Below are 13,082 nucleotides of genomic sequence, written 5' to 3' on the forward strand. Positions count from 1 at the left end.
ATTGATATCTGTTATTCAGGTTTGAAATTAGAATCAACATGTTCGATGATCATTTCTCGCAGCAATTCAACTGTTTCCCATTTGTCATTCGTTCCAGAATTATACTTAAAACCAAATGGTACTTTAACAGCCTTATGATGTTTAATAAAATCTTCTTCTTGATTTGAAAAAGAAACAGAAGGAAGAATCGCATAATATCGACCCAAATCAATTGTATTTAGTGAATCAGTATCAGTTATCATCTCTTCGTGTAATTTCTCACCTGGGCGAATTCCAACTTCCGTAAGTTCACAACTTGGAGCAATCGCTTTTGCGACATCAGTAATCTTATAAGAAGGAATTTTTGGAATAAATATTTCACCTCCAAGATGATTCTCAATAGCATACATTACCAAATCTACACCCGCTTGAAGTGAGATATTAAAACGAGTCATCTCCATATGTGTAATTGGCAAAACACCTTCTTTGCGTCTGTTCATAAAGAATGGTATTACCGATCCTCTTGATCCCATCACATTGCCGTATCGCACTGCACTGAAACGAATATCTCTCGAACCTTTTATATTATTGGCAGCTGTAAAAAGCTTATCTGAAACAAGTTTAGTAGCTCCGTACAAATTAATTGGAGCACAAGCTTTATCTGTTGATAACGCAACCACATCACTAACTCCGCAAGCTAGAGCCGCATCAATAACATTCTCAGCACCATGAATATTGGTCTTAATACACTCTTCAGGATTATATTCTGCAGTATCGACCTGTTTTATAGCTGCTGCATGGATAATTACATTAATTCCTTCGCAAGCGCGTTTTAAACGCTCCCCATCTCTTACATCACCAATAAAAAATCGTAATTGTGGATATTTTTGTTGCGGATACATTTGCCTTAAAACAGATTGTTTCAATTCATCGCGAGAATAAATAACGATGCGTGCAACTTTAGGATATCTTGAAAGAATGGTTTCTACAAACTTCTTACCAAAAGAGCCTGTTCCCCCAGTAATGAGTACTGATTTTTGATTTAGCATAATATAATTAATTGATTATAATAAAGATTTGTACGTTCAGCGCTATTCATCGTGAATTATTTACTAATTATCCTTTCTAAAAGCAACTTAAATAATGATAGATATTTCAACTAAAATAAGCATTTTTCAATGCCAATGCTTATTTGTTATACTCGTCAAAGTATCCCGAATTTTCATTCTGAAAACATAAATTTATAAAAGTATTTCTTGTACAGTGAACATTAATTTCTTCTGGACTGGCCATAAATTGGTAAACTTTCAGGATTTGCATAGTTCCAAGCAGCAATAGACTCTTAAATATCCAATATTTGCATTATAACTCACAATCAAACCATCGAATGCACATCAACATAACTCGCGCCAAGTCAAGCAATTTTGCATATTACAGGTTATTTTTTTAGCATGAGGTTACTAGCTATTAAATTCTTCTTTTATCTTCTTCCAAAACGATTTCATAAAGATTAAACCAACTCCTCCAATTGCGCCTATAAAGATACTTATTAGTAGAATCATTTTCTTCGTAATCGAACTCTTTTCTATGGGCACTATTGCAGGTTCAAGAATAGTAAACACGGGTGTTTGTTCATTAACTGCAATTTTTGCTTGTTCCAATTGTTGAGCAATCCCTTTAAAAACAGTTGATGACATGTCATACACATCACTTAATTGCTGAAACTCCAAGTTAACCCGCTCGGACACCATATTACGGTGTTGATCTTTGTAGCTAAAAAAGGCATTTTGAGCAAATTCATACTCTTTTTTCTTTTGATCGAACTGATCTTGAACAAAGTCCAAATGCTCACGCGACTGTTTTGTTTTGTATTTTATCACATAGTCTTGCAATAGATCAGTCGCCTTCTGAACAAATTGAGCAACTAAAACAGGCTCACCCGCTTCCGCAGAAACCGAGATTAATCCGGTTTTCTTATCTACTCCAATTACAATCAACTCCTTTACCGCCTCCATGGCATTATCTTCTTCCTCAGACAACTGCAATACACCATAATCGACCCTTTTATTTTCATAATCCTCAGAAGACAAAGCTTCTTTGATGGTCCAAGGTAACTTAATGGTATATTTTAACAATTTAACTCCTATAGACTCTATTGTATCAGCAACCACATAGTTATATAAAGAGATTGGTTCGGGATATTCTTCAAAATTAAACTTTTGGTGCACCATTTCCTTTTTAAAAGGGTATGAATTAACGACCTGTGGATAGACCTCAGCAGGTATACTTGATGTTCCTCCCATCATAGAACCCAAGTTAATTCCAGCCATACTTGCTAAACCACCAAGGCTCCCAAGACTTCCGCCATTTTTTTCATCAGAAGGTAACAGAGTACAACTTGCCTTGTATCTTATGGGACTAAGAAATGCTACTGCTAATCCTATTACAATGAATAATGCAACACTGTAATAGATCGTTTTACGGCCTTCCCAAATGGTTTTAATGAGAGCAATTAAATCTATTTCGTCGTCATTGATGATTTGGGGAATATTTTGTTCTTTTAATTGAGTCATTTAATAAAGATATCAAGATTCAAGAAATATGTATCAAGAAATAATAATACATTTTTTTATTTCGTCTGATTGACAATAGTCACAATTGTTAATGATAAAGAAGCCAAGGCACTAGCCATCGCAACCCAAGCAGTTGCCGGTATAGGATCCTTTTGCGGGCGCTGTGGTACTACAATCTCGGAACCTGGCATCACCTTAGGATAAGACTTGAAGAATAACAAAACATTCTTTGTAGATGCCGCTGCTCCATTGGGGTAAATGACATACACCTTTCCTTTTCGAGCTCTAGGTGCAAAACCACCACTTGCATCCACATATCTTTTAAGATTTAAACTTTTAGTATAGGATGTTGATACCGGATTAAGAACTCCCCCCGAAATTTTTACCGTTTGCATTTCTCGAGGAATAATCAATTCATCTCCATTTTTCAGGAAAATATCTTGTTTACTACCCGGATTTTTAATTATCTCATCCAAATCGATACTGATTACATCAAAACCTAAATCTGAAAACACCAAACTAGTATCCTTCTTAACCATTTCTTCCCTTAAACGCTGCACATGTTGGCTAACTTTTGTCTTACGTGTTAACATGGCGCCTTGAGGATAGGCATCACTTGTTAACCCACCTGCACGCTCAATCAAAGTGGATAAACGTTCGGTTTTAGATGTTAGGCTAAATTGTCCTGCGTAGGTTACTTCTCCCATTAAACGCACAACTGCTTCTTCTTCAAAACCGGGTGCTCTTCTGATGAATACCTGATCAAAAGGCTGCATTTCAAACTTGGCATCTTCACCATCCATCATCAGATCTCGAGACACGGTAAACTGAAATACATCAGCTATTTTATCTCCTGATTTTTTAACATCTTCGTATGATAAACGACGTGATATTTCGATAAAGGCTTCTGATGCACTTTCTTTAAAACCACCAGATTTAAAAACCAAGTCAGATAAGGTCATTTCGTCCTGATAGTCAAACTCACCAGGATATTGCACCTCACCAAAAATCTCAACTGTACGTATTTCGCGTAAATCATTAATGGATGAAATACTAACAATATCTTCTCGCTGCAGATCCAAATCGAATTCTCCACGTAGTACTTCACCAACATTAAAAGTGATATTTTTCAATGTTAAATCATCGTTTAAACGCGTAATTAAGCCTCGGTTTAAGAATACATCTTCTCTTACACCATCCGCATTAGCAATTAATTGCTTTAATGTCATACCTTGAACAAGCTCGTAATTACCTGGGCGGTAGATGGCACCTTCGATAAATACCTTATTGGCAAATCTTTCTAGTATCGGACCTGCAAAAATACTATCTCCATTTTGAAGCAATAAAGCATCATATTGAGTTGACAGTACATCTTTGAACTCGCGCTGCTTACTTGTTGTTCTGTATAATTCCAAACGATTGGTATAGGCTTCGTCGGTGAATCCTCCAGCATATTCAATAACATCTGCTACTGTTTCTTTCGCCTTGGATTCGAATAAACCGTTTCGCTTAAATTCGCCCCCAACTTTAATCCGGTTCTCATAAGTAGGCACTAATATGACATCACCATCTCTTAAGGAAATATTGACGGTACTTTTACCTCTTAATAAAAATTCGTACACATCCAACTTGTCCATCACTTTACCATCACGGATGATCTGAATATTTCTGAACGATCCATTTTTATTTGGCCCTCCACTTAAGTACAAAGCATTAAAGGCTGACGCGGTTCCGGGAACGGTATATGTCCCTGGAGTAAAAACCTCACCAATCACATTCACCTTAATGGAATTTATAGTTCCAAGATGTATCCTTGCGAAAGTACGTGGCTGGTTCGATACTAAATCGCTATAGATCAGTGTAAGTTTATCAAAAATACGCTTTGATGCATCATTCTGAGTTAATCCACCAACCTTAACAGGACCTATATTAGGAATGTTAATATGACCGTTTCGATCAACCAACATTTGATAACTCTGTTGCGAAGCACCCCACACATCTATTAATACTTCATCTCCAGAACCCAAAACATAGGATGGAGAAACAGGAATATTTACATTAGGTTCAAAACTTAATTTTTCATTATTAAAGAATGAAAAACCAAAAATTCGATCATCTAACTTTAACGAATCAATAGGAGCCTTCATTGATAGCTCTGGATCGAAGGAAGAGCTATTACTTACCTCTTGATTTTGATCAGACCCAATGTCACCACTCAATTTTAATTCGTTCATTCGTTGACGAAGGGCTGATATTTGAGATTGATTCATACCTCTAGCTTGCGCCAAGGCAATGGCCTCATTTTCTGATAATCCTCTTTTCTGGATTTCATCAACAATTCTTCTTATCTGGCTATCTGATAAACTATTTACATCAACAGATGATGGATCCACATTTTGCGCAACGCAAAGATTTTCCATTCCGGCAAACAACATTACCAGTAATAGAATTGAAAGAACTTTTTTCATATGATTATAATTTGCTTCTATTTGCCATATGGAACTCTCAAGTAAATTTGATCATCCTCCTGTGTGAAAATTTGGATAATCAAATTTACATGGTTGTTTCATGAAGACATTTTATTTTCAAATACTTAAAAGAGAGTCTTAAAATGAATTTTTCTTTGTAACAAAAAATAATCAAATATTTGACTACAACTTTTCAAGCTTTTTTATTTAACAATTAAATATGCTTACGCCTTCTCAGTCCCAATTTTCATTAAAATTTAGGATGAAAGCGAATAAACGAAACGTTAAAAATATGCTTAAAATGCGCCATTAGCTGCAATAGAACAAAATACAGACTTTATTCTAGCGCAGCAAACTATTTGGCCGCACAAAGTTAAAAATATTAAAGGTAAATACTTCTAAGATTTCATTTTGTTAATAAAACTTTTTGATTTTTATCGCTGCTCCTTGAAAAAGCGTTTCTGAAACAGTAGAATAGAAAATATACCGATTGTAATTGAAGAATCGGCTATATTAAAAACCGGACGAAAAAAGATAAATGGATTTCCTCCAACCCAAGGCAGCCAGGAAGGATATCGCCCTTCGAACAATGGGAAATACAGCATATCTACCACCTTCCCATGTAAGAACGATGCATAGCCTCCACCTTCTGGCATAAATGAGGCAATTTGACCATAACTGTGATCAAATAAAACGCCGTAAAAAGCACTATCTATGATATTTCCAAAAGCGCCAGCTAACACTAATGCCACACTATACACAAGACCTTTAGGCGCATTATTTTTTGTAAGATCCACCAAGTACCATCCAATACCACAGACGGCGATAATTCGAAATACGCTTAAAAATACTTTCCCAAACTTACCAGCCAATTGCATCCCAAAAGCCATTCCATTGTTTTCGACGAAATGGACGATAAACCAATTGCCAAACACAGGTATTTCATCACCTAACATCATATTGGTTTTGATCCAAACTTTAGCAATTTGATCTACCAATAATATAATTACAATAATTAGAAATGACTTTTTTAAAACTGACATAATGAAATAGATAATTCGGTGAGCTATTATATACGTTTGTTGACAAATTTGTTACATCAACAAAACTAAGAAGTGACCAATGGCATTATAACACATTGATCACTTGGTTATTTCAAAAGAAAAGCTAAACACTTTCCTTATTTTTGACCTTCTTTTGCTTCCATACTAAGAGTAGCATGTGGAACAGCACGTAAGCGTTCAGCAGGAATTAACTTTCCTGTAACACGACAAACGCCATAAGTTTTGTTCTCAATACGTACCAAAGCAGCTTGCAAATGTTGGATAAACTTTTGTTGACGTTGTGCCAACTTACCAGCTTCTTCCTTTGATAATACAGCAGCTCCTTCTTCCAAAACCTTAAAAGTTGGTGAAGTATCCTGCGTATCATTACCATCTGAATGAGTAATGGTATGCCTCAACAATTCATAATCTTTCTTGGCCTTATCAAGCTTCGACAGGATAATTTTTTTAAACTCCTGAAGTTCTTCATCAGAGTAACGGGTTCTTTCAGCCATATTGACTTATTTAAATGTATAAAACATTAAACACCTAAACCTTTGCGATTTGCATTAAGGTGCTTATTTCATCATCGATATCTACGGTAACTGCGCCGCTATCGCTACATTGCTCAACTAATTTCACATCTACTGCCAGAGTTTGCGCACCAATGTAATCGGCATATTTATTAACAGCCTCATTAATTGCTTCATGCTTTTGAATCGAGAGTCGAATCTTATCAGTTACCTCGAATCCAGAATCTTTTCTAAGATTTTGAATGCGATTCACAAATTCACGAGCAATACCTTCGTTCCGAAGCTCTTCGGTCACATCAATATCCAAAGCTACAGTTAGGCGTCCTTCATTGGCAACCAACCATCCAGGGATATCCTCCGACATTATTTCAACATCTTCTAACGCAAGAACAACGTTTTGTCCTTCCAACTCTAGAGTATAACTTTCCTCTTTTTCGAAGATAGCAATTTCTTCCTGACCTAATGCATTTATCGCCCCAGAAATTGCCTTCATCATCTTACCATACTTAGGACCAAGGGTTTTGAAATTTGCTTTTATTTTTTTCACCAAAACACCTGATGCATCTTTCAGGAATTCCATTTGCTTGACATTCACTTCTGTCAATACCAAATCCTTGATGGCTTCTAATTGTTGTTCGAAAGCTTCATCCAAAATAGGAATCGTAATCTTATTAAGAGGCTGACGTACTTTCAAACTCACTTTACGTCGCAAACCTAGCACCATAGAAGAGATACTCTGCGCATATTGCATCCGCTCTTCCAGACTACCATCAATCAATGTTTCATCAAAGGATGGGAATTGAGCCAAATGCACAGACACATCATCATAACGTCCAGACATAGAATTCAAATCGGCAAACAAGCGATCGGTAAAGAAAGGTGCTATTGGCGCTGCCAATAAGGCCACAGTCTCTAAACATGTATATAAAGTCTGGTATGCAGCCAGTTTATCTTCATCAAATTCACCACCCCAGAAACGTTTACGATTTAAACGTACATACCAGTTACTCAAATTCTCCATAACGAAGTTTTGAATAGCTCGTCCGGCACGAGTTGGTTCATAAGAACTATAACTATCAGTTACTTCTTTCACCAAGGAATTAAGCAAAGAAATAATCCAACGATCAATTTCAGGACGTTTTTCGATAGCGACTTGTGCTTCCTGTCCGGTGAAACCATCAACATTGGCATACAAAGCAAAGAATGAATAGGTATTATACATTGTTCCGAAGAACTTGCGCTTCACTTCATCTACACCAGAAATATCAAACTTAAGATTATCCCATGGTTGAGCATTCGTAATCATATACCAACGCAAAGGATCTGATCCATATTTCTCAATCACCTCGAATGGATCAACACCGTTACCAAGGCGTTTAGACATTTTATTTCCTTTCTTATCCAGCACAAGACCATTTGAAATAATATTCTTGAACGCAACGGTATCAAACATCATGCATGCAATGGCATGCAAAGTGAAAAACCAGCCACGCGTTTGATCAACTCCTTCTGCAATAAAATCAGCAGGATAAACCTGATCGAAGCCTTCTTTATTTTCGAAAGGATAATGCATTTGCGCGTATGGCATGGCACCTGAATCGAACCAAACGTCTATCAAGTCCAATTCGCGTTTCATTGGCTGACCACTATCCGATACAAACACCATATCATCCACATATGGACGATGTAAATCAATCTTATCGTAGTTATCCTTACTATTATCTCCTGTTATAAAATCCTTAAACGGATTTTCCTTCATCAATCCGGCATCAACCGCCTTATTGATTTCGGTCATCAGCTCCTCAACAGAACCAATGCATTTCTCTTCTGTTCCATCTTCAGTACGCCAAATAGGAAGCGGTGTTCCCCAATAACGTGAACGACTCAGGTTCCAATCCACCAAATTCTCTAACCACTTACCAAAACGGCCAGTGCCTGTTGAAGATGGTTTCCAATTAATGGTTTTGTTTAATTCGATCATGCGATCGCGAACTGCCGTTGTTTTAATAAACCAACTATCCAATGGGTAATAAAGAACCGGCTTATCGGTGCGCCAACAGTGTGGATAACTGTGAACGTGCTTCTCTACTTTAAATGCCTTATTTTCTTTCTTCAGCATTACTGCCAAATCAACATCTAGAGAAGCATCCTTATCAGTTAAAGTAGTATCGTAGGCATTCTTTACAAAACGCCCTGCATACTCTTTGTATGCTTCTATATTTACATTTGACTTTACAAATTCTGTATCTAAATCTTCAATCAAAAAGAATTTCCCTGTACGGTCAACCATTGGCTGACGTTTACCTTCTTTATTAATTAAAATTAGTGGGCCAATACCAGATTGCTTAGCTACACGATCATCATCGGCTCCAAAAGTAGGGGCAATATGCACGATACCCGTTCCATCCTCGGTAGTTACAAAATCAGCAAGAATAACACGGAAAGCATCTCCATCGGGTTTAATCCATGGCATCAGTTGCTCATATTGAATCCCCTCAAGATCCTTACCAGTGTATTCACCAATTATTTTATAAGGAATCTTTTTATCACCAGCTTCATAAGCATCAAAATCCAAATGCTCATTATCAGCATTGAAATATTTGCCTAATAAATCTTTAGCCAAAATAACCGTTGAAGGTGTACCAGTATAAGGATTGTATGTCTTTACTTTTAAATAAGAAATTTTTGAACCTACAGCCAAAGCGGTATTAGACGGCAAGGTCCACGGAGTGGTTGTCCATGCCATGAAGCTAAGCTCTAATTCATCTCCAAACAGCTTTTCCGAAGCTTCATTACGAATGATCGTGAACTGAGCAGTACATGTTGTATCCTTTACATCGCGATAACAACCTGGCTGATTTAACTCATGTGTACTTAAACCTGTTCCAGCAGCAGGAGAATATGGCTGTATAGTATAACCTTTATACAACAAATCTTTCTTGTACATCTCTTTCAGCAACCACCAAAGCGTTTCAATATAGCGATTGTCATAAGTGATATACGGATCTTGCATATCCACCCAGTACCCCATCTTATGAGTTAAGTCTTCCCATAAATCGGTGTACTTCATCACATCCTTTCGACATGCATCATTATACTCGTCTACAGTTATGCTTTTTCCAATATCTTCTTTGGTAATACCAAGCGATTTCTCAACACCTAATTCAACAGGTAAACCGTGTGTATCCCATCCGGCTTTACGCTTAACCAAGAATCCTTGCTGGGTCTTAAAACGGCAAAATATATCCTTAATAGTTCGCGCCATTACATGGTGAATACCAGGCATTCCATTTGCAGAAGGTGGTCCTTCATAAAATACAAAAGTAGGACTTCCCTCTCTGGTAGTCATACTTTTTTCAAATGCACCATTCTCTTCCCAAGCTTTCAAAACATCTTTGTTCACCTGAGATAAATCCAACCCTTTATATTCTGGAAATTTCGCGCTCATTTAGACTTATTATTTTACCTAATTTTTAAAAGTTTACAAATATAGAAGTTGGCCTATACAAAAACAAGTAGAACTATTTTAAATGAAGATATTTAGAAAAAATGTCACTTAATTCAAGTTATTAAATGCATATTGTAATTTTCACAGCCTTCATCAACAGCATTCTTTCACATCCCAATATCCACCGCAACAACTCACTTTAATCTTTATAAATAAGACTTTCATCAAGGATTAATAACTATTCACCATTTTATTGCTAGCTATTTTGATTATTTTTGCGCGACATCCATTAATATAAATTGCAATTAAAAATTCTATGAAAAAGTTTTTTTTACCATTGATCGCCTTATTACTTATTGGCACATCATCAATCAAAGCTCAAAATTTACAGGTTCATTACGATTTTGGAGAAAAGAGAAAATTAACTACTGCAACCCTCGAAATGTTTAAACCAGATAAGTATGGTAGCACATTCTTTTTTGTAGATATGGATTTTGGAGGGAATAAAGAGGATGGTCGAATTGACGGAATGAATCTAGCCTATTGGGAAATAGCAAGAAGCCTGAAATGGAATGAGAACCAGAAATTCGAACCAAGAGTTGAGTTTAATGGTGGTATGGGTCGCGGAGATGGCTTTTCCTATAAAATAAACAATGCTTGGTTAGTGGGAGGACAATATACCCTTAACAATGCAGACTTCTCAAAAGTACTTACGCTTCAGGCCAATGCCAAATACATTTCTGATGGAAAGATCGATAATGGTGAAACTAAAGACATGACTTCGTATCAATTTACTGCAGTTTGGGCACTACACTTCTTTGAAAGAAAAATCTCTGTGACGGGTTTTGCCGATTTCTGGAGAGAAGATCATGGGGTAGTTGATAAGGATGGCAACTGGTCTACTTCAAAATACGTTTTCTTAACCGAGCCACAAATATGGTATAACACTTGTGACCAGTTCTCAATTGGTGGTGAACTTGAAATGAGTAACGATTTTGGAACTAACAAAGGATTTATGATTAATCCAACCTTAGCGGTTAAATGGACTTTCTAAAAACAAACAGATATGCTTGATAAATTCTTCAAACTCTCAGAAAATAAAACAACCGTTAAAACAGAAGTCCTTGCAGGTATAACCACCTTCATGACTATGGCCTACATTCTTGCGGTTAATCCCAATATATTATCCGGAGAAGGCCTTGACCTTCCAGTTGGTACATTAATGGATAAAGGGGCTGTCTTTACAGCTACAGCAATTTCGGCAGTCATTGGTACTTTAGTAATGGCTCTTTGGGCAAAATTACCATTTGCACTTGCTCCAGGCATGGGATTAAATGCCTTCTTTGTTTTTGGTGTATGTCTCGCGATGGATAAGTCATGGCAGTTTGCATTAACAGCAGTATTTCTCGAAGGTATTCTATTTATATTAATGACAGTCTTCAACATTCGTGAAGTCATTATTAATGCCATACCCAAAAGCATCAAAAACGCCATATCTGTTGGTATAGGATTATTCATTGCTTTTATTGGAATGAAAAACTCGGGTATTATAGTTGATCACTCAGCTACTTTTGTACACCTAGGTGATATGAAGTCAGCGACTGTATTATTAGCACTTGGTGGCATTTTACTTACTGGTGTGCTTTTGGCGACTAAAGTTAAAGGTGCGTTACTACTCGGTATGCTAGCAACAACAATTGTTGGTATTCCAATCGGCGTAACACAATTACCTCATTTTGACTTTTCTGTTCCATCGATATCTCCAATTCTGTGGCAATTTGATTGGGAGTGGTTACATACCGCTGAAGGTGTATTTTCAATGATTACTGTTTTATTTACATTCCTCTTTGTTGATATGTTTGATACGGTAGGTACATTAATTGGTGTCTCAACCAAGGCTAACATGCTGAATAAAGATGGTAAGATTCCAAATGTAAAGAAGGCACTTATGGCTGATTCTATTGGAACTACAATGGGTGCTGTTTTAGGGACTTCAACTGTTACTACCTATGTTGAATCAGCGGCCGGCGTAGCTGAAGGTGGCCGTACAGGATTAACTGCACTTACAACAGCTGGATTATTCTTCTTGGCACTCTTTTTATCTCCATTATTTTTGATGATACCTGCAGCAGCAACTGCACCTGCGTTAGTTTTAGTTGGAGTTATGATGATGACACCAATACAAAATTTAGATTTAGATGATTATACAGAATCAATACCAGCATTTTTTACTTTAGTAATGATGCCATTAACATTTTCTATCGCAGAAGGTATTGTATTCGGGATTCTAGCTTATGTATTTCTAAAATTGTTTTCGGGTAGATATAAAGAAGTTTCAATTGTTGGTTACTTATTAGCCATCCTCTTCATTCTGAAATTTATTTACATCTAGAACAAAGAATAATGTATATAAAAGGCCATTTAATTGAAGAATTAAATGGCCTTTCCTATTTTAAGATAATCGTTATCTACTTGCTTACCAACCACTCTACAGCTTCTTCTTTCGTGTCAAAAGATTTTATATCACGTCCTGTTAAACGGTTTACGCCATTATAAATAATTCGCAACAATCCGGATAAACCGATAACTGCACCAGCTTTTACGTAGGGTTTATTATCTCCTATGAAAGATGAAAACGCATTCTTTATATCACTATTAAAGTGCATACCATCCATATTGGTTAAAGTAAAGGCTGAGTTCTCAGCTTGTGCCCGTATATATTCCTTACTACTTTCAATAATCGGATTAATATCTTTAAACTCTCGTAGACCAGAAAAATCCATATATATGATCTTTTTACCCCCTTGCGATATAAAACTTATTCTCTCCATTGGTTTGGTTTTTTTTATAAAAATAAAAAAATAGGAAATAATTACAAGCGATAGCAGTCAATAAAGTAGACACCCTTTAACAAAGGCACCCTCAAATGTACCAAGAAGAAACTCTTTAAAACGCAAAAAAGAGCAACCACATTGTGATTGCTCTTTTCTTAAAAAAAGGCGGTGACCTACTCTCCCACTTCTACGCAGTACCATCGG

Annotated in this window: 9 protein-coding genes; 2 read left to right on the plus strand and 7 right to left on the minus strand. The window is 36.5% G+C overall.

Going from position 1 to position 13,082, the window contains the following annotated elements:
* Positions 1–11 precede the first annotated feature (11 nt).
* The 6 genes from pseB to ileS all read right to left on the minus strand — a co-directional run bounded on the left by pseB (position 12) and on the right by ileS (position 10,044).
* Positions 12–1,028 (minus strand): UDP-N-acetylglucosamine 4,6-dehydratase (inverting), encoded by a 1,017-nt coding sequence (pseB, locus tag ACRD7B_RS20555; protein WP_430826539.1) that lies wholly within the window; start codon positions 1,026–1,028, stop codon positions 12–14.
* A 411-nt stretch (positions 1,029–1,439) separates the two neighbouring features.
* On the minus strand, positions 1,440–2,552 hold the full coding sequence (locus ACRD7B_RS20560; RefSeq protein ID WP_430826540.1) for a Wzz/FepE/Etk N-terminal domain-containing protein: 1,113 nt from the start codon (positions 2,550–2,552) through the stop codon (positions 1,440–1,442).
* A 56-nt stretch (positions 2,553–2,608) separates the two neighbouring features.
* Positions 2,609–5,020, minus strand: a complete 2,412-nt coding sequence (locus tag ACRD7B_RS20565) for an SLBB domain-containing protein (RefSeq protein WP_430826541.1) — start codon at positions 5,018–5,020, stop codon at positions 2,609–2,611.
* Between the two features lie 434 nt (positions 5,021–5,454).
* Positions 5,455–6,063: a lipoprotein signal peptidase gene (locus ACRD7B_RS20570; protein WP_430826542.1), complete on the minus strand. Its 609-nt coding sequence runs from the start codon at positions 6,061–6,063 to the stop codon at positions 5,455–5,457.
* Between the two features lie 137 nt (positions 6,064–6,200).
* On the minus strand, positions 6,201–6,578 hold the full coding sequence (locus ACRD7B_RS20575; RefSeq protein ID WP_430826543.1) for a TraR/DksA family transcriptional regulator: 378 nt from the start codon (positions 6,576–6,578) through the stop codon (positions 6,201–6,203).
* A 34-nt stretch (positions 6,579–6,612) separates the two neighbouring features.
* Positions 6,613–10,044, minus strand: a complete 3,432-nt coding sequence (gene ileS, locus ACRD7B_RS20580) for an isoleucine--tRNA ligase (protein WP_430826544.1) — start codon at positions 10,042–10,044, stop codon at positions 6,613–6,615.
* A gap of 316 nt (positions 10,045–10,360) precedes the next feature.
* Between ileS and ACRD7B_RS20585 the strand changes: the two genes are divergently transcribed.
* Positions 10,361–11,098, plus strand: coding sequence for a DUF5020 family protein (locus tag ACRD7B_RS20585; protein WP_430826545.1), 738 nt, complete (start codon positions 10,361–10,363; stop codon positions 11,096–11,098).
* Positions 11,099–11,110: 12 nt separating this feature from the next.
* Entirely contained in the window at positions 11,111–12,436 is a 1,326-nt protein-coding gene (locus ACRD7B_RS20590; protein ID WP_430826547.1) for an NCS2 family permease, read from the plus strand.
* 76 nt (positions 12,437–12,512) lie between these two features.
* On the opposite strand, the gene ACRD7B_RS20595 is transcribed toward ACRD7B_RS20590, so the two are convergent.
* Entirely contained in the window at positions 12,513–12,875 is a 363-nt protein-coding gene (locus ACRD7B_RS20595) for a SpoIIAA family protein (protein WP_430826548.1), read from the minus strand.
* Positions 12,876–13,082: the final 207 nt, after the last annotated feature.

Source organism: Carboxylicivirga fragile, assembly GCF_050589805.1.
Classification (GTDB): domain Bacteria; phylum Bacteroidota; class Bacteroidia; order Bacteroidales; family Marinilabiliaceae; genus Carboxylicivirga; species Carboxylicivirga fragile.

What these genes read in the sequence shown, in the direction of transcription:
- ACRD7B_RS20590 (WP_430826547.1), top strand. Translation starts at nt 11,111, where the DNA reads ATGCTTGATAAATTCTTCAAACTCTCAGAAAATAAAACAACCGTTAAA.
- ACRD7B_RS20570 (WP_430826542.1), bottom strand. Translation starts at nt 6,063, where the DNA reads ATGTCAGTTTTAAAAAAGTCATTTCTAATTATTGTAATTATATTATTG.
- ACRD7B_RS20575 (WP_430826543.1), bottom strand. Translation starts at nt 6,578, where the DNA reads ATGGCTGAAAGAACCCGTTACTCTGATGAAGAACTTCAGGAGTTTAAA.
- ACRD7B_RS20565 (WP_430826541.1), bottom strand. Translation starts at nt 5,020, where the DNA reads ATGAAAAAAGTTCTTTCAATTCTATTACTGGTAATGTTGTTTGCCGGA.
- ileS (WP_430826544.1), bottom strand. Translation starts at nt 10,044, where the DNA reads ATGAGCGCGAAATTTCCAGAATATAAAGGGTTGGATTTATCTCAGGTG.
- pseB (WP_430826539.1), bottom strand. Translation starts at nt 1,028, where the DNA reads ATGCTAAATCAAAAATCAGTACTCATTACTGGGGGAACAGGCTCTTTT.
- ACRD7B_RS20585 (WP_430826545.1), top strand. Translation starts at nt 10,361, where the DNA reads ATGAAAAAGTTTTTTTTACCATTGATCGCCTTATTACTTATTGGCACA.
- ACRD7B_RS20560 (WP_430826540.1), bottom strand. Translation starts at nt 2,552, where the DNA reads ATGACTCAATTAAAAGAACAAAATATTCCCCAAATCATCAATGACGAC.
- ACRD7B_RS20595 (WP_430826548.1), bottom strand. Translation starts at nt 12,875, where the DNA reads ATGGAGAGAATAAGTTTTATATCGCAAGGGGGTAAAAAGATCATATAT.